Here is a 24,664-nt window from a genome sequence, read left to right as displayed (position 1 = left end):
AATTGTGATGATTTTTTTATAATTTTGCGTCTCTGCTACGCCTATTCCCTACACTAAATATTTATTTAATTAATTTATTATGAAAATCACAAGATTTTTATCGGTTATTGCTCTTGCATTGCTCACATTATCAGCTGCCAGTTGTAATAAAGAGCCAGAGCCAATAGTGCTTACGGGAACCTGGAATATTGATACCACACAGACAAAGGTTTTTATCAAATATGATGAACTCAAAGCCCAGGAGAATCCTGTTGCATTTAATTTTCTGAAAGACAATGTACAGAAGATTCGCAAAAACCTGATTCAGCCAGATCAGATTATCTTTTCCGGTACAAACTCTGTAGTTTTTAAACTACCTTCAGGTACTTCTGTTGAAGGCACCTATGTTCAACTTGACAATGTCTATTTTCAGATTAACATTTCTCTTTTTCCTGAAGGAATTGTTTGTGGATCAGATAACAGAAACCTTGAAATCTACTATCCAAGAGATTATGTTATGGGTGTAATTTCATCAATTCTTACACCAAATGATCCTCCATACAGTATTTTTAACGAAATGGTAACAGATGAATCCGGCGGAATAGCCCTGTTCAGAAGGTAATATACAAGATTAGCAGATAAGAAAGAGACCAGCTAAATAAAATGAGGCTAACCAATTACTTATTGGTCAGCCTCATTTTCTTTGCTTATTCAGCAAGCGTTAGTCTTTAATTTTTGCCTTTAAAAACTCTCTGTTAAGTCTGGCAATGTGAGCTACTGATATACCTTTAGGGCACTCCATCTCACAGGCTCTGGTGTTAGTACATGCACCAAACCCAAGTTCATCCATTCTGGCAACCATTGCTTTTGCTCTTCTTGCTCCCTCAATTTTTCCTTGTGGTAATAAAGCAAGCGAACTAACCCTGGCTGCAACAAATAACATTGCTGAACCATTTTTACAGGTGGCTATACACGCTCCGCAACCAACACATGCGGCTGCATCCATGCTCTCCTCTGCTTTGTCTCTTGGAATTGGAATTGTGTTTGCATCTGGAATACCTCCTGTATTTACAGAAACATATCCTCCTGCTTGAAGAATTTTGTCAAGTGCTTTTCTGTCAACAACCAAGTCTTTAATAACAGGCATCCCTGCAGATCTCCAAGGCTCAATTGTAATTGTCTCTCCATCTTTGAACTTTCTCATATGGAGCTGACAAGTAGTTATATCATCATCCGGACCGTGAGCTCTACCGTTAATATACAGAGAACACATTCCGCAAATACCCTCTCTGCAGTCGTGATCAAAAGCAACCGGGCCATCTGACTTACACCCCTTCTCAACTGCTACTGGATCTGCACCTTCTCTAACCAACTGGTCATTGAGAATATCCATCATCTCCAGGAAGGAGGTGTCCGGAGAAATATTTTGCACCTTGTATGTGCCGAAACTTCCTTTATCTTTCGCGCTTTTCTGGCGCCAAACCTTTAATGTAAAGTCCATATCTTTTGTACTCCTTAGTCTTTATAGTTACGGGTTGCAATCTTAATGAATTCATACTGAAGAGGCTCTTTGTGCTTAACAGGCTCTTTTCCGTATCCTGTATACTCCCAAGTACTTACATACATGTAATTTTGGTCGTCTCTTAAAGTTTCTCCATCTTCTGTTTGCATCTCTTCGCGGAAGTGTCCGCCGCAGGACTCTTTTCTGGTTAAAGCGTCCATTGCCATAAGCTCTCCCATCTCAAGGAAATCTGCAACTCTTACAGCCTTCTCAAGCTCCTGATTGAATTCGTTATTCTCTCCCGGAACATATAGATCTTTCCAGAACTCATCTCTCAGAACACGAATTTCTTCAATAGCCTTCTTTAAACCTGCTTCGTTTCTTGCCATTCCAACATAGTCCCACATAATATGGCCAAGTTTTTTATGGAAGTGATCCACCGGCTGCTTTCCTTTGATTGTGAAAAGCTTGTTAAGCCTCTCCTTAATACCCTTTTCTGCCTCTTCAAAGGCTGGGTGGTTTGTATCGGTTTTCTTAACCTGAATCTTTCCTGCCAGATAATCTCCGATTGTATATGGTAAAATAAAATATCCATCTGCAAGACCCTGCATAAGCGCTGATGCTCCAAGTCTGTTTCCGCCATGGTCGCTGAAGTTTGCTTCGCCAATAGCATAAAGACCAGGAATGGTTGTCTGCAGATTGTAGTCAACCCAGAGTCCACCCATCGTGTAATGGATAGCCGGATAAATCATCATAGGCTCATCATAAGGATTAACGTCAGTAATCTTTTCATACATCTGGAAAAGGTTACCATATCTCTCCTCAATTACCTTCTTGCCAAGTCTCTCTATTGAGGTTTTAAAATCAAGGAATACTGCAAGTCCGGTTTCATTAACACCAAAACCGGCGTCACATCTCTCTTTTGCAGCCCTTGAGGCAACATCTCTTGGTACAAGGTTTCCAAAAGCAGGATAACGGCGCTCAAGATAGTAATCTCTATCCTCTTCAGGTATTTGAGAAGCCTTTATTTTCTTCTCTCTTAGTTTAACAACATCCTCTTTTTTCTTTGGCACCCAAATTCTACCATCATTCCTGAGAGACTCAGACATGAGGGTTAGTTTTGATTGCTGCTCACCGTGTACAGGGATACAGGTTGGGTGAATCTGAGCAAATGATGGGTTTGCAAAGAATGCCCCCTTTTTGTAACATTGCCAGGCTGCAGAACCATTACTGTTCATTGCATTTGTTGAAAGGAAAAATACATTTCCGTAACCTCCCGTTGCAACAACTACAGCGTGAGCACCATGACGCTCAATTTCTCCTGTAACAAGATTTCTGGCAATAATTCCTTTTGCCTCACCATCTATCATTACAAGATCCAGCATCTCATGTCTCACATAAGATTTAACAGATCCAAGCTCAATTTGCCTGTTAAGCGCTGCATAAGCACCAAGCAACAGTTGCTGTCCGGTCTGTCCTCTTGCATAAAATGTTCTGCTTACCTGAGAACCACCAAATGAGCGATTATCAAGCAGTCCGCCATACTCACGGGCAAATGGAACTCCTTGAGCAACACACTGGTCAATTATCAGATTGCTCACCTCTGCAAGACGATAAACGTTTGCTTCGCGGCTTCTGTAGTCACCACCCTTGATTGTGTCGTAAAATAGTCTGTAAACTGAGTCATTATCGTTTGGATAGTTCTTGGCTGCATTTATACCACCCTGTGCAGCAATAGAGTGAGCTCTTCTTGGAGAGTCACTTATGCAGAAGACCTTGACATTATAGCCAAGCTCTCCAAGGGCAGCAGCAGCAGATGCTCCACCTAGACCGGTTCCTACTACAATCACCTCCAGCTTACGTTTATTAGCCGGGCTTACCACACGAATCTGAGCTTTATGCTTTGTCCATTTTTCCGACAAAGAGCCCTCAGGGATTTTTGAAATAAGTTTTTCGGACATTATATGAGAGTATTAAAAAGTGGCACAAAACTATACATTTTGGGCAAGAATAGCAAAGAATAATGAGTATCTTTACCTTTTAAAATAACCCTGTATTATGACTAAAAGAGTTCTAACACTTGTCCCGGCTCTACTTCTGAGCCTTTTAATCAACGCACAGAATCTAATTATTCCCAGACCTGTTACTGAAAAAGCAGGAGAGGGGCATTTTGTGCTTAATGAAAAGACTTCAATAACCAGCAACGAAAAGAACAGCTTTAACCTTAAATATCTTAAAGGTAAAATAGAGGCAGCATCAGGATTTAAACTTGCTGAAGCAAATTCATCTGACAAATCAATAGTTCTTTCTCTGAATCCGGATCAATCAATTAAACCGGAGGGCTATATTCTTGACATTACAACCGAGGGGATAACCATTAAGGCCTCATCCTCTGCGGGAATATTTTACGGAATACAATCACTGCTACAGCTTATGCCTGCATCTGTATACTCAGGCAGATCAACTGCTGCAGATAAATGGAGGCTATCATCTGTACACATTGAGGACTATCCTCGTTTTGGTTACAGAGGAATGATGCTGGATGTCTCCAGAACATTCTTTAATGCAGAGACTGTAAAAAAATATATTGACTGGCTCTCACATCACAAGATTAATACCCTACACTGGCACCTGACAGATGATAACGGATGGAGAGTTGAAATTAAGAAATATCCCCTCCTTACTGAAAAGGGTGCATGGAGAGGAGACAACGAAGTTCTTGCCCCATCTTTCGGCTCCGGAAAAGCAAGATATGGTGGTTTTTATACTCAAAATGAGATTAAAGAGATTGTTAAATTCGCAGCAGAAAGAAACATTGAAATTGTCCCTGAGATAGATCTTCCGGGCCATAGCAAAGCCGTAACAGCTTCCTATCCACATGTAGGATGTGATCACGACGATAATTCTGTTAGCGTCCAGGGAGAGGGACAGAATGTCTGGTGTGTTGGCAAAGAGGATAATTTCAAAATGCTTGACAACATTATTAAAGAGTTGTCAAAACTATTCCCCGGTAAATACATACACATTGGAGGTGATGAGGTAAACTTTTCAGGCTGGGACAAGTGTCCATTATGTACTGCTTTAAAGGAGAGAGAGGGGATGAAAAATAACGAAGAGCTTCTTAATTACTTTGTAAGAAGAATGGAGAAGATTGTTGAGAAACACGGGAAAAAGATGGCAGGATGGGATGAAATCCTTGAAGGTGGAGATCTTCACAAAGAGACAAGAGTATATGCATGGAGAAGCGTTGAAAAAGGTATTGAGTCCGTTAAGAAGGGTCAGCCTACCATTATGATGCCGGGTGCATACTGTTATTTTGATATGAAATATACTCCGCTTGAAAGAGGTCATAACTGGGCAGGCATAGTTTCTACTGAGAAAACATATTCACTTGACCCTACCGGAACTGCTTCGCTTAATGAAGAAGAGGCACCTATGGTTGTGGGTGTTCAGGGAGCTCTGTGGACTGAATTATTGGGCTGGCCGGCAAAATTCCTGGATTATCAGACATACCCAAGACTAGCCGCGGTTGCAGAAATTGGATGGACTCCACAAATAGATAGAGACTGGGAAGATTTCAACAACAGACTTCAGAGATTTCATTTTAACAGAATGGCAAATATGGGAATATCATTCAGACTCCCATATCCGGAAGTTAATTATGAAGATGGTGCATTAAGAGTAAAACTTCCTTATGAATGGGCAGTGGTAAGATATACATCTGACGAGAGTGAGCCAACATCTTATTCACCTGTGTACAAAGGGGAGATTTTCACAGATAAACCGGAAAAATACAGATTTGCAACCTTCTATAAAGATGATATAAAAAGTATTACAGTGAGAGCTTCAAATGTTGATTATAAATATCAGACACCGGATGTCTCAATAACTACTAATCTTGAAGAGGGAAAAAACAATAAAATTGTCAATATAACTGACTACAAATTTGATACATACTTCCGCACTACAAGAAAACTTGCCGCCGGAGATCACCTTACATATACATTCAATGAACCTGTTAAGAGCAGCAGGATTACGGTTGAGTCCGGTATGCCAAATATTGACTTCTACTGGATAAATGATGGGTATGTAGAGTACTCATATGATGGCATAAATTTCATTAAGGGAGATACATTAAAAAGAGGAGCGGCTACCATTATTCCACAAGAACCTGTTAAAGCAGTGAGAATAAAGATAACCGCACCAAATGACGGCTATATTGCAGCCTTTAGAGATCTAAAGATTGAATAAAGCGCTGTAAGCAATTTTAACCAGGTCATCTGCAGTTTTATTAAACTCTTTGACCTGGTTTATATTTATACCCTCTCTTCTCCAGCCATCTATCATCGGAAGCGCCAGAGTGAAAATTCTTTTTTCATAATTCTTCAATACCTGCATATAACCATTTCCATTCCTATTGTAAATAAGAGGAAAGTTCATGTATCTTCCACCATTACCCCTTTTTATGGAAAATGTCTTATATTTTAATTTAAGCGCCATATCACAAGCAAAAGCATTCATATTTGTTTCTGACTCTTTTATTAAAACAGAGGGGAGCTCCTCACCTGCTTTTACCCAAACGGGTATTGCAATCCCTGCCGGCGGATAACCAAGAACTACCCACATTGTAGTCATCTCAGCATTTTCTCCCGGCCTTACGCCTTGCACAATAACCGAGGCAGTTGAAGATTTTCTTGGAATATAATCCTGATCAATTACCCAACCTGATCCTTTTTCCGGTGAAAATTCTTCATCTGTTAGATTTATACCCATTAACGAATGATAATAGCTTCTTGATAAGGAGTTAAATATCCATTCCGGAGTAATATTTTTATCAATAGCTTTTTTTGTCACAATATCTCTTGCGTTCTGATATCTTATATACCCCATTCCCTCATTAAACCTGCCTGTGTAAGAGTAATTTGTATAAATAAGGTACCCTTCAGGAGCAACAGAAAGATCATTAGCATCAACTTTTTTATACGAATTATTATTGGTTTCAAAATAGGCAGCACCCCCATCGGCGTCAATAACTCCAAAATTTGCCTCTACTCCCATAGGCTTTTTCCTCTTTTTAAGGAAATTTTCAAATTCCTGAATATTCTTACACTCTGATAATGCGTCATACATTAACTCACCCTCTTTATCCATCTCCTTAATATCATCATCCTTAAGATTATAGGATGCAGTATTCATAATGGAAAAACCTGCCGAATTTGTTCCTATCCAAATAACTCCTCCTTTGTCCGGACTATTAACGAGTGCAGTAAAATTATATTTTTTCCCTTTAAAGTACTCAATCCTGTTATTATCTTCACCGGTATCCCTGTGTTTCCAGAGAAGAGGTCTGCCGTCAGGAGTCAGTTTTCCAGTAATGATTGCAGATGTACACGCACCTGATTCGTTCCACGCAAATGCGATTAAAACAATGACTAAGAATAATTTAATTTTTTTCATATCTCGTTGAATAGTATATTGTCCTGTATAGTATGTTTTGAAATTCCCAAATGTTTATATGCTAGATCAGTAACCTCCCTGCCTCTTGGAGTTCTCTGAAGAAATCCCTCTTTTATTAAAAATGGTTCGTAAACCTCTTCGATAGTTCCCGGATCTTCACTTACAGCTGTTGCAATTGTTCCCACACCAACAGGTCCTCCTTTAAACTTATGTATGATTGTTGAGAGTATTTTGTTGTCCATAAGGTCAAGCCCTCTCTTATCTATATTAAGAGCATCAAGGGCATATTTTGTTATAGAGAGGTCTATTTTTCCGTTACCCTTTACCTGTGCAAAATCTCTTACTCTTCTGAGCAGAGAATTTGCTATACGAGGAGTACCCCTGCTCCTGCCGGCAATCTCTCCTGCTGCATCCTGATCAATCTCAATATTAAGAATAGAGGCGCTTCTAATTACAATTTTAAGCAAAACCTTTGAGTCATAGTATTCAAGATGAGATTGAATTCCAAATCTTGCTCTCAGAGGTGATGTCAGGAGTCCGCTTCTTGTTGTTGCTCCTACTAAAGTAAAAGGATTAAGGGTGATTTGCACAGATCTTGCTCCCGGTCCCTTATCAATCATCAGATCAATTTTAAAATCCTCCATAGCTGAGTAAAGGTACTCCTCAACAACTGGAGATAATCTGTGAATTTCATCTATAAAAAGTACATCGCCCTTTTCTAATCCGGTAAGCAACCCTGCTAAATCTCCCGGTTTATCAAGAACAGGCCCGGATGTAATTTTCATATCTACCCCCAATTCATTAGCAACTATATGTGCAAGAGTAGTCTTACCCAATCCCGGAGGTCCGTGCAACAGAAGGTGATCCAACGACTCTCCCCTCATAATAGCCGCTTTCACAAAGACTTTAAGGTTTTCAATAATCTTCTCCTGACCCGAGAATTCATCAAAGTCTCTAGGTCTTATCTCTCCTTCAAAATCCTTATCTTTAAAGTTTCTGTCGTCGTGCAGATCAAAATGTGCCATTACAAATATTTCAAAAATCAATAATACAAATATATCTATTCTTTTATTTAATTAAGATTGATGTTTATATATGTGTGTTCATAAGTTCATAAGTTTAGTTATTAAGAATCCATCTTTTTTATTAACCGTTTATTAACAAAATACTCACATATATTTTAAACTATAAATAATTATTAATTAAGTAAATAATAGTTCTTGTGTAGAGATATTAACAATTGTTGACAATATAATCGATAGAAATATCAACAGTGTTAACCTGTGGATAAAAAGAAGATAATTTATGCAGAAAAAGTGATAAATATTTTTGCTTTTTGTATTGACTATGATATATAAAAAAAGAGATGAACATTGAAAATATAATTATGAATATTTATCAACACAAAAGAACTGCATTATTAACTATATTTGAACCCTGTTTACAGATGGATAGAGTATACAAATCAGAAGAATTTTCTTCCCAGATATCTGCAATAGAGCTTGTTGAATGGATTGGAAGCAGCAGGAAAGATACTATTATTATTGATGGTCTCTACTCCTCGGCTAAAGCTTTTGCCATAGCCTCTGCAGCAACAAGAGGTATACATATAATACTTCTTAATAACAGAGAGGATGCAGCCTATTGTTCATCAGATATGAACAACCTTGCAGGTAGTGAAGATGTCTACTTTTTCCCATCTTCTCTTAATCACAGCGCAAAAGGGGATAAAAAAGAGGCCTCATTACAAGTACAGAGAACGGCAGCTATTCAGGCCATTAACCAATTCAGAAAGGGGGAGTATAAAGGGAGTAAAATTATTCTTGCTGCCTATCCTCACTCTGTAGCTGAGCTTATTCCAAATTACAGGAAGATAGATTCCAGTATTCTTAAAATATCTAAAGGAGATACTCTTTCACACGAGTTTGTTAAAGAGACTCTAATTGAGTATGGTTTTACAAGGAGTGATTTTGTATCACAACCAGGTGAGTTTGCTTTAAGAGGAAGCCTGATAGATCTTTTTTCATATGCGGAAAACAGACCGTTCCGCATAGATTTTTTTGGTGATATTGTTGAGAATATAAGAGTTTTTGAGATAGATAGCCAGAGAACGGCTGAAGAGAGGGAGTTTGCTGAGATATTCCCCGACATCGTACAAGATGCCAGTAGCGAGGAGCTTACAAACATCTTTGATTTTGCTGGTGATGAATCTGTTGTCTGGATATCTGATGCCGATTATTTTAGGAAACAGCTGGAGGCTATAGTTGAGTTATCCGGAGATCGGGAGAGGCTCCTCTCTCTCCAAAGCTATGAAGCTCTTCTCTCCGGGATGAAAAGGGTTATTTTTGGTCCGCTCTCACTATCCAGCCAAAGGGAGATGTCGGCCTCATTATTAACTTTTCACACCTCTCCACAGCCATCATTCAACAAAAATTTTGACCTTCTGGCTGCAGAAATTGAGAGGCGAAACAAAGAGGGATACACTGTTTCCATATTCAGCGAAAATCTAAATCAGACAGAGCGTCTTAAAAGTATATTCTCATCTCTTGAAGGGAGAGATGTTAGATTTGTCCCCGTTAACACAAGTATTCACGAGGGCTTTACGGATCATAATGCTAAAATATGCATATTTACAGACCATCAGATTTTTGACAGATATCACAGAGTAAAGACCAACAGATCTGTAGAAAAGAGTGAGAGACTTACAATTAATGAATTAAATGCTTTCCAGATAGGAGACTATATTGTTCACATTGAGCATGGAGTGGGGGTGTTCGGCGGTCTGGTAAAAACAAACATCAACGGAAAAGTACAGGAGGCTGTAAAACTTATATACAGGGATGGAGATGTTATATTTCTTTCCATTCATGCTCTTCACAGGATATCCCGTTATAAATCAAAGGATTCAGAGCCTCCAAAAGTTTACAAACTGGGTACTGGCGCCTGGAACAAATTAAAGAGTCAGGCAAAATCCAAAGCAAAAGATATTGCTGCTGACCTGATTGAACTATATGCAAAAAGAAGGGAGGCAAAAGGATTTGCTTTCTCTGCCGATTCCTATATGCAACAGGAGCTTGAAGCCTCTTTTATATACGAGGACACTCCTGACCAGTTTAAGGCAACCCAGTCAGTAAAGGAGGACATGGAGCGTGACTATCCTATGGACAGGCTTATATGTGGAGATGTAGGATTCGGCAAAACAGAGGTGGCTATAAGGGCTGCTTTTAAGGCGGCTGCAGATAGTAAACAGGTTGCTGTTCTTGTGCCTACAACTATTCTTGCCCTCCAGCATTATAAGACATTTACATTAAGGCTCAGGGAGTTTCCATGCAATATTCAATATCTGAGCAGACTAAAAAGTGCTAAAGACATAAAGGAGATTGCAGCAGCAATTGAGAGCGGAAAAATCGATATAATTATTGGTACCCACAGACTGCTCAATAAAGAGATAAAATTCAAGGACCTGGGACTGCTGGTTATTGATGAGGAGCAGAAATTTGGTGTAGCAGCAAAAGAGAGACTAAGACAATTAAAGGCAAGTATTGATACCCTTACTTTGACAGCAACACCTATTCCTAGAACTTTACAGTTCTCTCTTCTGGGAGCAAGAGACCTGTCAATAATCAATACCCCTCCTCCAAACAGGCTTCCTGTACAGACTGAGGTTATTGACTTTGATGAGGAGCTGATCAGCGACGCAATAAATTTTGAGATAGAGCGAGGCGGCCAGGTATTTTTTGTTCATAACAGAGTTGAGGATATAAAAGCAGTAGAGGATATTATAAAGAGGCTTTGTCCAAATGCCAAGACATGTATTGGACATGGACAGATGGAACCGGCGTCACTTGAGAAGGTAATTCTGGATTTTATGCTTGGAGATTACGATGTTCTAATTGCTACAACAATAGTTGAGAACGGAATTGACATACCAAATGCCAATACAATTATAATAAACCAGGCTCAGAATTTTGGACTCAGCGATCTCCATCAGTTAAGGGGAAGAGTAGGACGATCCAATAAAAAAGCATTTTGCTACCTTGTTGTCCCATCATCTCTCGCAATTACAGAAGAGGCGAGAAGGCGCCTGAGGGCCATTGAGGCCTTTTCTGATCTGGGTAGCGGGTTTAATATAGCTATGCAGGATCTTGACATAAGAGGTGCCGGTAATTTGCTTGGTGCCGAGCAGAGCGGATTCATTGCCGATATGGGTTTTGAAACATATCAGAGGATATTGGCAGAGGCAGTTGAGGAGATAAGGGCCGAGAGAGGTCTTGAGCACACACCTGTGATTGCCGGAGGAAAAAGCAGGGATGAATTTGTTACTGACTGTACAATTGACACAGATCTTGAGATACTTATTCCGGATGATTATGTTTCAATGACAGCAGAAAAGATAAGGCTTTACAAAGAGATGGACACTGTTGAGAGCGAAAAGGAACTTGCAGCTATGTTTGCTTCAATGGAGGACAGATTTGGCCCTGCCCCTCAGCAAACAAGAGAATTGGCAGATACTGTAAGGCTGAGATGGCTCGCAATGGAGCTGGGATTTGAGAAAATAGTCTTAAAAAACAATCTCTTTATTGGGTATTTCATAAGCAATCAGATGTCCGGCTACTACAAATCTGCCAGGTTTGAATCTCTGCTGAATTTCATCCAGAGACAAAACAGAAGATTTGAGCTTAAAGAGCAAAATGAAAAGCTTTATGTAATTATAAAAAGAGTAGATAGCATAGAGAAGGCTTATAAGCTTCTTTATGAGATGAAATAAAAAATTTATTTAGGCTTGATTTTTGAAATAGAGGAATTGAGGATGTAAAATTGAAATAATTTTGCAGAAAAACTTAAAAAACCGATATTTGTTGATTACAATTTAATAGAATGGGATTGGCCCGCACTGCAAAAATTTATGCAAAAGTTTAATAAAACAGTAAAAGCAATTTTAATTTCGCTAACAATGTTGAGCGGAGCGACTGCGGTTTCCCAGACCACCGACGCACTGACATATTTTACACCATACTCAATTTATGGTGTTGGTAATATCTCAAAACAGGGAACAACATTTAACAAGGGTATGGGCGGCATTGGAATTGGGGTTAAGGATAACAGATTCATTAATTATTTGAATCCTGCTGCCATTTCATTCAGAGACACACTGGCATTTATGCTGGACTTTGGAGTTGAGAGCAACCATAATTACTACGCGTCTCAGGAGGCATCCTCTGCCTATAATGGCTTTAATATGCACAATTTTGTATTCTCTTTTCCAATATATAAGAAATCTGCGATGGTTTTAGGGATTGCCCCCTACTCATCGGTAGGTTATAAATTTCAGGAGTGGGAGACAGATCCTGCTATTATTAACGAACTGGGCAGTGTTGTCTATTCAAGATACGGAACAGGCGGAATTAACAAGGTTTTTCTTGGAACCTCTATGGTTTTCCTGAAAAATTTCTCTTTAGGAGCAGAGCTGGTCTATTTCTTTGGAACAATGGACAGGTACTCAAATGTAAATTTCAGTAACTCCTCTTCATACAGAACTATAAAGACCGGGACTGATTTTATGATCAGCTCATTTACCGGGAAGGCCGGCTTACAGTACAGCTATGAGCCAGACAAGGATAACTCACTCACTATAGGTGCAACATATATGCTTGGCAGTAAGTTAAAGGGTGAGAGTGCCAGCTATGGATTTACTATTCCGGCAACAGGAGAGGCAGATACCGTTTTTTACAATTTCAGAAACGAAACAGGATTAGAGGTTCCATCTGAACTTGGAGTTGGGATTTCATACAGGAAAAGAGATAAGTGGCTTTTGGGAATGGACTTCACATATCAGGACTGGAAAGATGCTGAGATGCCCTCCACCCCGGGAGTAACATTTAAACCTGCTACCAGCTGGGCGGTTAAGCTTGGAGGGGAGTTTATTCCAAACAGATATGATGTACGCTACTACCTTAGAAGAGCGACATACAGAGCTGGAGTCTACTACGACAGATCCTACATTTCCGTAAACGGGAATCAGGTTAACTCTGTTGGTATTACAATAGGAGCAAATCTGCCGGTTTACAGATGGTACAACTCGGTGGGCATATCTCTGGACATGGGTCAGAGAGGCTCTATGAAGAATGGGATGGCAAGGGAGAGATATATTATGTTAAACCTTAACATAAGTCTCTACGATATTTGGTTCCAGAAATACAGGTATGACTAAACTTAAAATAAATATAATTAACCGGTTATGAAGAAATTAAGTGTATTATTATTTTTTGCATTATTTGCCTTTTCGTCAAATTTAACGGCACAGGGCAGGTTTGGCAAAGATAGTGTTGAGTGCGTGAGGAGCCTCTCTTTCTATACAGATTACATGAAACAGGGGAACCTGAATGAAGCAGCTCCGCTATGGAGAGATGCTTTTAAATATTGCCCTCCGGGTCTGAGACAGACTCTATATGTAGACGGGCAAAAAATTTACAGATTTTTAATTGAAAAGAATGAGGGTAATGCAGCAGTTAAAGAAAAACTTGTTGACTCTCTGCTTTTGATGTATGATCTGAGAACTGAATATTTTCCAAAATATGCTCTTGGTGCACAAACAAATAAAGTAATTGATCTTGTTAATTTCAGAGGTAGTGACGATAAACTGATTTTTGATGCGCTTATGCAGAATGTTAACACCTTTGGAGCTAGTGCAGAGCCATCTATTATGGTTCTTGCAATGCAGCGTGCATCTGCTCTTTTTAACAATAAGGTAATTGATTCTGAAAAGGTAATGAGCCTTTATTCCCAGCTTTCACCAATGGTAGAGGCACAGATTCAGGCAAACCATCCGGATGCTCCACAGGCAAAGAAGGATATAGACAATCTTTTTGCTGTAAGTGGTGTTGCCAGTTGCGAGAATATAGTAACTCTGTTTACCCCTAAATATGAGGCAGATCCTAATAACAAAGAGCTTGTTTCAGGTATTGTCAAGCTACTTAATGAGGGTGGTTGTTTCTCTGAACCACTGTTCCTTAAATCAGTGGAGTCACTTCACAGAATAGAGCCTTCATATCACACAGCTTACTATCTGTATAAGTTATACTCTATTAAGGAGGACCACGCAAACGCAGTGAAATCTCTTCAGGAGGCAATTGACGATCCTGCATCTCCTGCAAATGAAGATGCCCAAATGCTTTACGAACTGGGCTCTTACTACCTTGCAAAACTTGAAAACCTTTCAATGGCAGCCTCTTCTGCAAGACAGATTGTTGAGAAGGATCCTTCAATGGCAGGTAAGGTTTATATGCTGATGGGTTCAATATGGGCTTCATCAAAATGCGGAGGAAATGAAATTGAATCCAGAGCCAAATGGTGGGTAGCAGTTGACTACTTTGTAAAAGCTAAAAATGCTGATTCTTCACTTGCTGAGGATGCGGACAAACTTATATCAACATATCGCCAGTACTTCCCATTACAGGAGGAGGCTTTTATGTACGATATTGTTGATGGTAATTCATATACTGCTTCTTGCAGCGGAATGAGAGAGAATACAACCGTAAGGACTCGTAAATAAATGTCTGCCACAGGCAACATACTGAAAAACAAAATGAGATTTGTAGCAGCCACATTAGTGGTTGCTACACTTCTTTTTTCCTGCAAGGAAGAATTGCCTGTTACAGAGGTTATAGATCCCTCCTCTGTTCCAACCCAAATAGTTGAAGAGATGATACTTGATCAGTCTAAGGGGGGGAGATTATCAATGAGGGTTTATGCTCCGTTGATGGAGAGCTATTCCAAAAAAATCCCACCCTATGATATCTTTCCAAACGGGATGAATATAAAGGCGTTTACTCCGGACGGACTGCTGGAAACAGAGATTACAGCCAAAGTAGCAAGGCATATAAAAGGGAAATCTCAGGATAAGTGGGAGGCATACGGAGATGTAGTTATTACTAACTATATCAAAGGGGAGACAATTGAAACCGATACTATTTACTGGGACAGAACTGAAAAGAAGATTTTTACTCACTGCTATGTACAGGTTAAATCACCAACAATGTATATGCAGGGGTACGGAATGGAGTCTGACGAACTTGCAAGAAACGCAATAATTCTTAAACCATTTGATAGTTACAGCATAATAAAGGACTCAACAGAGGTTCTTTATATAGATACTGTTAATTTTGTAGGGCCGCTGCTGGCCAAACCAATAATCAAACCCGGAGTATGATTACTGCAATTATTATAGCCTTGGTTGGGCTGATACTCTTTATCACAGCAACACTAACAGAGACGGCTCTTACATCATGCAACAGATTGAGGATAGAGCTTGATATTAAACAAGAGAAGCCTTACGCAATACATGCAGAGAGACTACTCGGGAACAAGGTGCTTCTGTTATGGTCCTTCAAGTTTTTCCGGAGTGTAATGACAGCTTTGGCAACAATCTCTTTTACAGTTCTGGCCTTTAGAGGCTGGCTGCCGGGAGATATGCCGTTTTATGCTAAGGTATCTGTTATTATTTTAATATCTGCGTTGATAATTATCCTTATCGGTACCGTACTTCCAAAATGGATTGCATCAAGGTATCCGGATGTGATATTGATGAATATGTACTGGTTTGCTCTCTTTGTCTCCAGGGTCACAAGTCCGCTCTCGCTGAGAAGGGCAGACAACCCCTCTATGATTATTGAGGAGGAGGAAGAGGAGTCGGCAGAGGCAGAAATAATTCATAATGCTATAAACTTCCCCGATGTACTGCTGAGGGAGTGCATGATACCCAGAACAGAGGTTGTGGCCATCTCCTCAGGGGCGACACCGGAAGAGATTCTAACACTTTTCAGGGACTCAAACTACTCAAGAATCCCTGTCTATGATGGAAATATTGACAGGATTACAGGTTATATACACTCAAAAGATCTTCTTTCAGGTAAAAAATCTGCAGGGGAATTACTGAGAAAAATTGAGTACTATCCTGAAGAGATGGGAGCAAAAGATCTGCTTGCTACTATGACCAAAAACAGAGGATCCATAGCTGTTGTTCTGGATAAATGGGGCGGGACTGCTGGGATTGTTACTTTGGAAGATCTTATTGAGGAGATATTCGGGGAGATTTCTGACGAGCTTGATAATGACGAATTCCGCGAAAAACAGACAGGAGAGGGTGAGTTTATATTCTCTGCCAGGCTAGAGATAAAATATTTAAACAGGGAGTATGAACTTGAGATTCCGGAGAGCGAAGAGTATGAGACTCTGGGAGGGTTTATAACCTGGTTTAATGAGAATATTCCAAGGCAGGGAGATGTTCTTACATATGAAAATATCCAGATAACAATACTCAGAACCACACGCAGCAGGCTGGAGCTGGTGAGGCTCAAACTCCTTGGCCTATAATAGGTGTGGTGAACAAAAAAATTACTATCTTCGCGCCTTACAAGAAAATAACTATTTAATCTAACAATAAACAAAATGGCAGTTCTCGAGAAGATCCGCGTCAGAATGGGAGTCTTCATTACCGTAATCATCGGTATAGCACTTCTTTCCTTTATAGTTGACGCACAAACATTGCAATCGGCTATCTCAATGTTCACCTCCAAATATGATGTTGGAGAGATGAATGGCAAGGCAATCTCTTACCAGGAGTTCCAGAAAAAGATAGACTACTTTACTCAGATTCAACAGATGGTTACCGGCCAGGCTTCACTTGACGAACAGGGTCAGGAGATGGTTAACGAAAGTGCATGGCAGGACTTGATGGGAGAGTATGTTCTCATTCCATCAATAGAAAATGCCGGAATAGGAGTAGGAGAGGAGGAGCTGCTTGACCTTGCACAGGGCACATCAATATCACCTGTACTTATGAGAGAGCAATCTTTCATGGGCCAGGACGGCTCATTTGACAGAAACAAACTTGTTGAGTTTGTAAAGGCAATCCCTCAGGATGAATCAGGTAATCTTGCGACATACTGGAGTTTCCTTGAGAAAAGTATCAAAAATGACCAGATGTTCACAAAATATATCTCTCTGCTTGATAAGAGCACTATAACAAGCCCTGTTGAGATGAAAAGGGTAATTGCAGAGAACAACACAACTTCAGATGTGTCGTTTGTAATGCAACCGTTTGGTTTTATGCCGGACACAACTGTAACCGTTTCTCAGCAAGAGATAAAGGATTACTATAACAAGAACAAAGCTAAGTTTGATATGAAGGCTAGCAGAGACATTGACTATGTTGTCTTTGAAGTTATTCCTTCTGCAGAAGACATCAAGCTTGCCAAAGAGGATATTGAGAAGGTTTACGAAGAGTTTACCACTACAACCAATCTTAAGTCTTTCCTAGCAAGAAACTCAGAGAAACAATTAAGCGACTATCTCTTCAAGCAAGGAGAGCTAGCCTCTATATCTCCTGCGCTTGACAGCTTTGCGTTTAGTGCTCCTTTAACAGCTGTTCTTCCTGTATTCCAGGAGGGTAACACATTCAGAGCAGCCAGAATAAATGCTATTAAGAGTGTTGCGGATTCAGTTTTTGTAGAGCATATTCTTCTTGACAACAGCGCTCCTGAGGTAGCTATGGCTAAGGCAGATTCGCTTATCAAACTTATTGACGGAGGTGCAGATTTCCAGACTCTTGCTGCTGAGAACTCTTTGGATAAAAATCCAAATGTTGCTCCCGGTGAACTTGGCTGGATGACTCAGCTTATGAAACTTCCGGGTCTTGATACTTGCTTTACAGCTCCTCTTAATAAACCACTTAAGGTTGCAACCAGCTATGGTCTCCATATTGTTAAGGCCTCCAAAAGGACTGCTCCTGTAAAGAAGGTTCAGATTGCACTGCTTGAGAAGAGTGCTGTGGCAAGTAAACAGACATTCCAGGATTACTACTCAAAAGCAAACGAACTGGCATCTAAAGCTGACGGCAAAATGGAGCAATTCCAGGCAGCCGTTAAAGAGATGAATCTCTCAGTTGTTCCTGCTGTAGGAATTGAAGAGGGTGCAAAAACTGTAGCCACCTACAAAAATGCAAGACCTATAAGCAGATGGATTTATGAAGCTAAAAAGAATGATGTCTCTCAGATTATATCTATTGACAACAAATATTTCTTTGTAGTAGCTGTTACAGGAGTAAGAGAGGCAGGAATCCAGCCGTTTGACGCTATCAAGGATAATATTAAGACAGTCCTTCAAATGGAGAAGACCAACGAGAAGTTCTTCCAGAGTGTAAAGGAGAAGTTGGCCGGAACAAACAGTATTGAGACTGTTGCCGAGATTCTTGGTACAACAGTAAGCAAACAGAGCGGGATTTCATTCGGCGCTATGGGTGCTCAATCTATGGACCCTGTATTCATTGGAGCAGCAACAAGTGCTCCTGAAAACAAACTGACAGGTCCTGTTAAAGGAAACTTAGGCATCTATGTATTGAATGTAGACGCAAGAGTTCAGGGAGAGTTCTTCACAGAGCAGGATGCAAAAATGAGAAGTGGACAGATGTTCTCATACAAACTGCAGCAACTCCAGAGTATATTTGAGAAAACCGGTAAGGTAAAAGATAACAGACTTAAGTTCTTCTAGACCTACATACGAATATTAACAAGAGAGAGGCTGTCCTGTAACCGGGGCAGCCTCTCTTTTATGATTATTGTATATTGTTTCTACACATTAAATCTGAAGTGCATTATGTCTCCGTCCTGGACAATGTACTCCTTGCCCTCTACACCCATCTTTCCTGCCTCTTTACAGGCGTTTTCAGAGCCGTATTTTACATAGTCCTCATACTTGATAACCTCGGCCCGTATAAAGCCTTTTTCAAAGTCTGTATGGATAACTCCTGCTGCCTGGGGAGCCTTTGCCCCTTTTGGGAAGGTCCATGCTCTTACCTCCTGTACTCCGGCGGTAAAATATGTCTGTAAATTAAGAAGAGCATAGGCCGTTCTGATAAGCCGGGCCACACCGGAAGAGTCCAGGCCAAGCTCTGTAAGGAACATTTCCCTCTCCTCAAAACTCTCAAGTTCTGCAATCTCAGATTCAATTTTGGCTGCAACAACAAGCATCTGGGCATCTTCATCCTTTATTGCCTCCTTTACCATCTCTACATAGTTGTTTCCGGTTTTTGCGGCACCTTCGTCAACATTGCAGACATACAGAACAGGTTTATTGGTCAGAAGGAAGAGCTCTTTTGCCATTTTCTCATCCTCAGCGTTTTCAAAAACTACAGTTCTGGCCGATTTTCCCTGCATTAAAGCCTCCCTGAATTTAACCAGAATATCATACATCCTTTTGGCATTTTTATCTCCACCTGTCTGAGCCTGCTTCTGAACTTTGCCAATTCTGTTTTCAACAGTGTCAAGGTCTTTAATCTGAAGCTCTGTGTCAATAATCTCTTTATCTCTTACAGGGTTAATATTGCCGTCAACATGTACAATATTTGGATCATCAAAGCACCTTAGAACATGTATAATTGCATCGGTCTCTCTGATGTTTGCAAGAAACTGATTACCAAGCCCCTCTCCTTTGCTGGCCCCTTTGACAAGGCCTGCAATATCAACTATCTCAACTGTTGCAGGAACAACTCTGTTTGGTTTAACAAGTTTTTCCAGCACCTGGAGTCTCTCATCCGGAACAATTGTGGAGCCTATGTTTGGTTCAATTGTACAGAATGGAAAATTGGCAGATTGTGCCTTTCCTGAGCTTATACAATTGAAAAGTGTAGATTTTCCCACATTGGGCAGTCCCACTATTCCGCATTTCAATGCCATAAAATTCTATTTTAATTATTTGAGGCTGCGAAATTAGACAAAAAATACCATTATTTCTAAAATGGAGGGATTCTTATTCATAATCAGATATATATAAACTGCAAAACATTATGATTGAACAACGATTAATAAATTTGAAACATGAAAACCATACTTCTGTCTTTGCTTATTTCTGTTCTGTTCCGTACGGGAGAGGATTGCATTATGATATTCTGGAACCTTGAAAATCTATTTACATCCTCTGTCCGTTTTTACGAAAAAGTTAACAGAGTCGCCAAACACATTTTTATAGCATCAGAGGGTAATTTGCCGGTAATCATAGGGGTTTCAGAGATAGAAAATTTCCAGGTAGCCTGGCGTCTGGTAAATGTTACCGCTCTAGCCAGGGGAGAGTACGGAATTGTTCACGCCGAATCGCCTGACCACAGAGGAATTGATGTTGCTCTTTTCTACAAAAAAGAGAGATTCAAGGTTCTGTACAGAAAGTTTAAGCCAGTCATTAATAATGAAGGGGAGCTTTTGAGAACCAGAAGCATTCTTTATGTAAAGGGGGTTCTTGACCATCTGGATACACTCCACCTCTTTGTTATGCACTGGCCATCCAAATGGGGAGGAGTGAGAGCATCCACTCCTCTGAGAGAGGCTGCCGCTGCCGCTTTTACCGGGGAGGTTGACTCAATACTTGCGATCAATCAATCAGCAAATATTATTGCTATGGGGGATCTTAATGAAGAGGCTGATTTAGTATCTCCAATGGTACGACCTCTTAATATTCTCTCTCCTGTAAAAAGAGGAGCCCCTGGAACAATAAAGTACAACGGAAAATGGGAGACAATTGACCATTTTATGGTCTCAGCAAATATGGTGAACAACTTAGAACCGGTTTTCTGTACAGATACCTCATCATTTATCTATTCTCATCCCCATCTTCTTGAAAAGGACAGAGCTTTTCTGGGCGTTAAACCTAAAAGGAGTTTTATCGGCCCAAGATATAACGGAGGTATTAGTGATCACCTGCCGGTTGTGCTTAGAATAACACGAAGCTGGTAAAGAGCAGGGGCCTTATTATTTTACTACCTTTGCAATATGTATGTAAAGGCAAAAAAATCACTGGGGCAGCACTTTCTGAAGGATCAGAAAATTGCTGAGAGGATTGTAGAGTCACTTGATCTAAACCTATCTGCAGATGTGCTGGAGATTGGACCAGGAACAGGGGTTCTTACTCAGCATCTTGTAAATCTGGGGAATATAACATTCAGAGCATCAGAGATTGACAGAGAGTCAATAGAGTATTTGAAGAAAAATTATCCTCAGATGGGTGAAAATCTGCTTGAGGGTGATTTCCTCAATATGGATCTTGGAGAAATTTTTAAGGGTAGCTTTTCTGTGATTGGGAATTTTCCTTACAATATATCTTCACAGATTTTCTTTAAACTGCTTGATTACAGGGAGCAGGTCCCTCAAATTGTATGCATGCTTCAGAAAGAGGTTGCAGAGAGGCTTGCATCTCCTCCGGGGAACAAAAGTTACGGGATTCTCTCGGTTTTGCTCCAGGCGTGGTATGATATTGACTACCTCTTTACAGTGGAACCCGGTAGCTTTATCCCCCCCCCAAAGGTTAAATCTGCAGTAATTTCACTAAAGAGAAACTCCCGTGAAATACTTGGTTGCGATGAGAAACTATTTAAAAAGGTTGTAAAAGCCTCGTTCAACCAGAGACGCAAAGCAGTCAGAAACTCTGTAAAACAGCTTCTGGAGGGGAGAACTCCTCCTGAAAGTTATCTGTTTGGGATGCGCCCGGAACAGTTAAGCGTTGAGGAGTTTATTGAACTAACCAAGCTTATCTATAATAATTAAGGCAATTTTACAGTTTTTGAGCCATCAATACTTATCAGCCCCACCCTTGCCCCTAAGCTTGTATTCTCTCTTTCGCTGAAGATAATCCAATCTCCTGCAACATTAAAATTTCTGACCCCTTTTGAAATAAGAGTTTTCTCTCCTGAACCATTGAGATTCATTGTGTAAAGGCCTTCCTGCTTCTGAAAGATAACTATATTGCCCTTTACAAAGAAGCGGTTTACGGTGACTCCGGAGACTCTCTTAATACCGGATTTGCTACCCAGTGGCATTGAGTACATCAGATTGTCATCACTGCCTTTGAAATACATTTTATCTCCTGCTTTGAAAACCTGAGAGATATTTCTCTCCACAAGTGACTCCTTTTCACTGAGATTTCCGGGCTTGTTGATATCCTTTCTGTTTGCCCAGTTGACACTAAAGTAGACATAGTTCTTGTCGAGAAAAAAGTCTCCAATGACCCTTTTTTCACTGTTTATCCTGTAGATAACACCTTCTGAGCGGCCTGAGGTTGCATACCACCTTATCTCATCTGTCCATTGTCCGTTTTGAAGTTTGTTATTGTACTTTACCATTACCATATCTCCAAAATAGGTTATGGAGTGAGGTTCCTGGCTCTCTAATCCCATATTCATTGCATACAATGGGCATATTTCCGTTCTCAAATCTTCTCCGTCAAGATTTACAGACTTAACTGTATAGCCATATGCATAAAAGTAGATTCTCTCCCTGTAGCCGTTAAGTGAGTGGGCAGCCTTGACTTTAAACTCCTTAAGGCCTGTACCATCACTCTTGATTCTGAAAATGGCATTTTTGTGAATGAAAAATATATACCCTTTGTATTCAAGGCCGATTCCCCAGCGGCCAAGGTTGAATGATATATTGCCCACCTCCTCCGGCTCTTTTATTTTCATATCCCCTATTGAAGGTGAGTATACAAAGTTTGTGGCAAATTCTACTCCTGCGTACCCGGAATGGGGGAGTGGCTTTCTTCCCACATTAAGCAATCTTGCCAGATCAGATTCTGAGAGGCAGTAGTTCTCTCTGATAATAAATACATCGGCCTTTATGCTCTTTCCTCCGTCAATAACGGCAGATGCATAAATTGCAGCAGCGTATTTTCCCGGTCTGGATGCAAACAGTTCACTTCCGTCAGGTGTGTGATTTATATTCCTGAATATCTCAATCTGCCCAGCCTCTGCTTTATATGAAAACCGGGGAATAAGATCTGTAAAAAGAGCAGCAATATCCTGAATTTTGTAAAAGATTTCACCATTCAGAATAAAGGCTTCAACATGATTTTGTACTCCGTTTACATATACATAAGCCGGTTTTGAAATTGCATGGCTGTTTTGCGTTAATGCCAGCCGTGAAATCCCCGTTAACAGGACCAGAAGTATAAATATTTTTTTAATCATTCAGTCTCTTTTTCAGAACTAAACCAATTTTTGTATAGAGCCTCAAGGGCTATTACCTGCAATGCATTCCCTTCCGGGCTCTTCACTATCCTCTGTGCCTCGGTATGGGTAGGCCTGAGCCAGCGCTGTGTGGAAGGCCGGCTTTCAACCAGACTTTTCAGCTTGCTTGTGGCTATGGTCTTTGTAAGGTCCATGTTTGAGTATATCATAACAACATCCCCCGGCTGAATTTCTGATTTGAAATGGTATACTTTATTAGTGATTAAAACGGAGTTACAAAGAGCCCAAAGAGAGGGATTTGAGCTGGTTGCCAACACCTTACCATCAATTCCAATCAGGTTTTGCTCCTTATTATCAATAATTGTTAAAAATGCCTCCCCGTCAACAGGTTCAATAACATCATACTTGTTATCAAGGATTCGTTTTCCGTTATGATCAACTACTCCCTTTGATCTGAAAAACAGCCTTCCCCAGGCAAAAAGAGGGCTTATAAAATCCATTCCGGAATCGGATTCAAAAACTGTTTTATTTTTACTATCAACAACTTTTGTTTTTCCGTTTTTCTCAACTAAAAACCGATTATATCCACAGTACCGGCTTCTGTCATACTCTTTACGATGATGTTCAAAATTCTCTGCCTCAGAGCGTTTGTATCCCGGACTCTCAAGTTCGCGCGCCCTCTCTTGTGAAAGATTAATCCTTTTGCCATCAATCCCAAAAAGGGTAGTTTGGAAGCCAAAAAATCCATTCCCGAATTGAGCATTCTCATATTTCCCGGCAACAGCAACAACCAGCTCCCCGTTATGATTAATTACTCCTGAGTAATCTGCTCCGTTTTCTTTGTAGGTAACAAATGCAAATCCATTCTCAAATGCTCTTGCTGTTGTGAAGAGCATTTTTGGGTTTATTACCTCTCCGCAGGCATTGACATAGGTAAAAAGTCTCTCCTCTCCAACCCTTGCTATAACTTGCACCCAACCCTCGGAAAATCCTCTGAATATACCTCCGAATGAGTTCTCTTTTTCATCAAACGGGAGCTCAATTCTCCTGCCTGTTGGGATATTTACGAGGACAAGAGCATTTGCAGATAAATGATCTTCAACAGTGTGATTAAACAGGAGCGTTGAGCTGTTTACATCAAAGTAACCATTTAACTGAGAAATTGCCACACCAACATTTGCAGGAATTCTTGTCCATTTTTTAGGAGCCGGACTTGGCTGTGGAATTTTGGGAGCAGGGAGAATATATGGATTACCTGTGTTTATTTCTATTATTTGCTTTGTATTGTTGATAATAAGTTCAATGTCAAGTAGCCTTAAAAGATCTGCCAGTTTAAAATAATATCCATTGTTTATTATATAGGGTGTAGAAGGGGCTCTCTGACCATTATAATAAAGATGGGCGTAAACACTTTGTGCTCGATAGCTTTTTCCCCGTGAGACAAGTGTTGTTCCGCCTTGCCTCTTTCCGGAAGTAATCCAAAACTGAAGATACTGTGTCTCGTCCCGGTTTCTTGCTGTTTTAACCTCTACATCAAAGATGCCCGGCATTGCCCTTGCCAGATCTTCAATCAGACAATATTGTGAATTGTGAATATTATATAAATTAAAATCAACAGGCTTACTATTTACCAAAATAGTGTAGCCTGTTGATTTAACTTCAAAAGGAGTGCTTTGGGCCTCAGATCTGTAAGCAGAAGAAAGCATCAGCACTATAAAAAA

17 protein-coding genes are annotated in these 24,664 nt (G+C 40.2%); 10 read left to right on the top strand and 7 right to left on the bottom strand.

Annotated features, from left to right (window positions below; genetic code table 11):
- Positions 1 to 79: 79 nt before the first annotated feature.
- Positions 80 to 601 carry a hypothetical protein gene (locus U5907_06785; protein ID WRQ32286.1) on the top strand — a complete coding sequence of 174 codons (522 nt, stop codon included), beginning with the start codon at positions 80 to 82 and terminating at the stop codon, positions 599 to 601.
- A 99-nt stretch (positions 602 to 700) separates the two neighbouring features.
- On the opposite strand, the gene U5907_06780 is transcribed toward U5907_06785, so the two are convergent.
- A complete protein-coding gene (locus U5907_06780) occupies positions 701 to 1,480 on the bottom strand; it encodes a succinate dehydrogenase/fumarate reductase iron-sulfur subunit (GenBank protein WRQ32285.1) in 780 nt (259 codons plus the stop codon).
- A gap of 14 nt (positions 1,481 to 1,494) precedes the next feature.
- The gene (locus tag U5907_06775) at positions 1,495 to 3,441 is read right to left on the bottom strand and encodes a fumarate reductase/succinate dehydrogenase flavoprotein subunit (GenBank protein WRQ32284.1); all 1,947 of its coding nucleotides are present in this window, start codon (positions 3,439 to 3,441) and stop codon (positions 1,495 to 1,497) included.
- Between the two features lie 97 nt (positions 3,442 to 3,538).
- Between U5907_06775 and U5907_06770 the strand changes: the two genes are divergently transcribed.
- Positions 3,539 to 5,731, top strand: coding sequence for a family 20 glycosylhydrolase (locus U5907_06770; protein ID WRQ32283.1), 2,193 nt, complete (start codon positions 3,539 to 3,541; stop codon positions 5,729 to 5,731).
- On the opposite strand, the gene U5907_06765 is transcribed toward U5907_06770, so the two are convergent.
- A complete protein-coding gene (locus tag U5907_06765) occupies positions 5,717 to 6,937 on the bottom strand; it encodes a hypothetical protein (GenBank protein ID WRQ32282.1) in 1,221 nt (406 codons plus the stop codon). The genes U5907_06770 and U5907_06765 overlap by 15 nt on opposite strands.
- Entirely contained in the window at positions 6,934 to 7,962 is a 1,029-nt protein-coding gene (gene ruvB / locus U5907_06760; GenBank protein ID WRQ32281.1) for a Holliday junction branch migration DNA helicase RuvB, read from the bottom strand. The genes U5907_06765 and ruvB overlap by 4 nt, the downstream gene beginning before the upstream one ends.
- Before the next feature lie 341 nt (positions 7,963 to 8,303).
- On the opposite strand from ruvB, the gene mfd reads away from it, so the two are divergent.
- The 6 genes from mfd to U5907_06730 all read left to right on the top strand — a co-directional run bounded on the left by mfd (position 8,304) and on the right by U5907_06730 (position 18,484).
- Complete coding sequence (gene mfd, locus U5907_06755) at positions 8,304 to 11,705, top strand: transcription-repair coupling factor (GenBank protein WRQ32280.1); 3,402 nt, start codon at positions 8,304 to 8,306, stop codon at positions 11,703 to 11,705.
- A gap of 138 nt (positions 11,706 to 11,843) precedes the next feature.
- Positions 11,844 to 13,148 carry a hypothetical protein gene (locus U5907_06750; GenBank protein ID WRQ32279.1) on the top strand — a complete coding sequence of 435 codons (1,305 nt, stop codon included), beginning with the start codon at positions 11,844 to 11,846 and terminating at the stop codon, positions 13,146 to 13,148.
- A gap of 27 nt (positions 13,149 to 13,175) precedes the next feature.
- Entirely contained in the window at positions 13,176 to 14,489 is a 1,314-nt protein-coding gene (locus tag U5907_06745; GenBank protein WRQ32278.1) for a hypothetical protein, read from the top strand.
- A 33-nt stretch (positions 14,490 to 14,522) separates the two neighbouring features.
- The gene (gene lptC / locus U5907_06740) at positions 14,523 to 15,146 is read left to right on the top strand and encodes an LPS export ABC transporter periplasmic protein LptC (GenBank protein ID WRQ32277.1); all 624 of its coding nucleotides are present in this window, start codon (positions 14,523 to 14,525) and stop codon (positions 15,144 to 15,146) included.
- Complete coding sequence (locus U5907_06735) at positions 15,143 to 16,309, top strand: hemolysin family protein (protein WRQ32276.1); 1,167 nt, start codon at positions 15,143 to 15,145, stop codon at positions 16,307 to 16,309. The genes lptC and U5907_06735 overlap by 4 nt, the downstream gene beginning before the upstream one ends.
- Before the next feature lie 75 nt (positions 16,310 to 16,384).
- Positions 16,385 to 18,484 carry a SurA N-terminal domain-containing protein gene (locus U5907_06730; GenBank protein ID WRQ32275.1) on the top strand — a complete coding sequence of 700 codons (2,100 nt, stop codon included), beginning with the start codon at positions 16,385 to 16,387 and terminating at the stop codon, positions 18,482 to 18,484.
- An 80-nt stretch (positions 18,485 to 18,564) separates the two neighbouring features.
- On the opposite strand, the gene ychF is transcribed toward U5907_06730, so the two are convergent.
- Entirely contained in the window at positions 18,565 to 19,668 is a 1,104-nt protein-coding gene (gene ychF / locus U5907_06725) for a redox-regulated ATPase YchF (protein ID WRQ32274.1), read from the bottom strand.
- Positions 19,669 to 19,809: 141 nt separating this feature from the next.
- Here ychF and U5907_06720 point away from each other — a divergent pair, with 141 nt between their 5' ends.
- Together U5907_06720 and rsmA are read left to right on the top strand one after the other, a co-directional pair.
- Complete coding sequence (locus U5907_06720) at positions 19,810 to 20,718, top strand: hypothetical protein (protein WRQ32273.1); 909 nt, start codon at positions 19,810 to 19,812, stop codon at positions 20,716 to 20,718.
- Between the two features lie 36 nt (positions 20,719 to 20,754).
- Entirely contained in the window at positions 20,755 to 21,525 is a 771-nt protein-coding gene (rsmA, locus tag U5907_06715; GenBank protein WRQ32272.1) for a 16S rRNA (adenine(1518)-N(6)/adenine(1519)-N(6))-dimethyltransferase RsmA, read from the top strand.
- On the opposite strand, the gene U5907_06710 is transcribed toward rsmA, so the two are convergent.
- On the bottom strand, positions 21,522 to 22,943 hold the full coding sequence (locus U5907_06710) for a DUF5050 domain-containing protein (protein ID WRQ32271.1): 1,422 nt from the start codon (positions 22,941 to 22,943) through the stop codon (positions 21,522 to 21,524). The two genes, rsmA and U5907_06710, sit on opposite strands and share 4 nt — an antisense overlap.
- A complete protein-coding gene (locus tag U5907_06705; protein WRQ32270.1) occupies positions 22,940 to 24,649 on the bottom strand; it encodes a hypothetical protein in 1,710 nt (569 codons plus the stop codon). Before U5907_06705 ends, U5907_06710 begins: the two co-directional genes overlap by 4 nt.
- Positions 24,650 to 24,664: the final 15 nt, after the last annotated feature.

Source organism: Bacteroidales bacterium MB20-C3-3 (genome assembly GCA_035609245.1).
Taxonomy (GTDB): domain Bacteria; phylum Bacteroidota; class Bacteroidia; order Bacteroidales; family UBA932; genus Bact-08.
Note: the sequence above shows the minus strand (reverse complement) of the source record. Positions and strands in the feature narration are given on the sequence as shown.

Excerpts from the sequence above, each read along its gene's own strand:
- U5907_06785 (WRQ32286.1), top strand. The coding sequence starts at position 80 with ATGAAAATCACAAGATTTTTATCGGTTATTGCTCTTGCATTGCTCACA.
- U5907_06780 (WRQ32285.1), bottom strand. The coding sequence starts at position 1,480 with ATGGACTTTACATTAAAGGTTTGGCGCCAGAAAAGCGCGAAAGATAAA.
- U5907_06775 (WRQ32284.1), bottom strand. The coding sequence starts at position 3,441 with ATGTCCGAAAAACTTATTTCAAAAATCCCTGAGGGCTCTTTGTCGGAA.
- U5907_06770 (WRQ32283.1), top strand. The coding sequence starts at position 3,539 with ATGACTAAAAGAGTTCTAACACTTGTCCCGGCTCTACTTCTGAGCCTT.
- U5907_06765 (WRQ32282.1), bottom strand. The coding sequence starts at position 6,937 with ATGAAAAAAATTAAATTATTCTTAGTCATTGTTTTAATCGCATTTGCG.
- ruvB (WRQ32281.1), bottom strand. The coding sequence starts at position 7,962 with ATGGCACATTTTGATCTGCACGACGACAGAAACTTTAAAGATAAGGAT.
- mfd (WRQ32280.1), top strand. The coding sequence starts at position 8,304 with ATGAACATTGAAAATATAATTATGAATATTTATCAACACAAAAGAACT.
- U5907_06750 (WRQ32279.1), top strand. The coding sequence starts at position 11,844 with ATGCAAAAGTTTAATAAAACAGTAAAAGCAATTTTAATTTCGCTAACA.
- U5907_06745 (WRQ32278.1), top strand. The coding sequence starts at position 13,176 with ATGAAGAAATTAAGTGTATTATTATTTTTTGCATTATTTGCCTTTTCG.
- lptC (WRQ32277.1), top strand. The coding sequence starts at position 14,523 with ATGAGATTTGTAGCAGCCACATTAGTGGTTGCTACACTTCTTTTTTCC.
- U5907_06735 (WRQ32276.1), top strand. The coding sequence starts at position 15,143 with ATGATTACTGCAATTATTATAGCCTTGGTTGGGCTGATACTCTTTATC.
- U5907_06730 (WRQ32275.1), top strand. The coding sequence starts at position 16,385 with ATGGCAGTTCTCGAGAAGATCCGCGTCAGAATGGGAGTCTTCATTACC.
- ychF (WRQ32274.1), bottom strand. The coding sequence starts at position 19,668 with ATGGCATTGAAATGCGGAATAGTGGGACTGCCCAATGTGGGAAAATCT.
- U5907_06720 (WRQ32273.1), top strand. The coding sequence starts at position 19,810 with ATGAAAACCATACTTCTGTCTTTGCTTATTTCTGTTCTGTTCCGTACG.
- rsmA (WRQ32272.1), top strand. The coding sequence starts at position 20,755 with ATGTATGTAAAGGCAAAAAAATCACTGGGGCAGCACTTTCTGAAGGAT.
- U5907_06710 (WRQ32271.1), bottom strand. The coding sequence starts at position 22,943 with ATGATTAAAAAAATATTTATACTTCTGGTCCTGTTAACGGGGATTTCA.
- U5907_06705 (WRQ32270.1), bottom strand. The coding sequence starts at position 24,649 with ATGCTTTCTTCTGCTTACAGATCTGAGGCCCAAAGCACTCCTTTTGAA.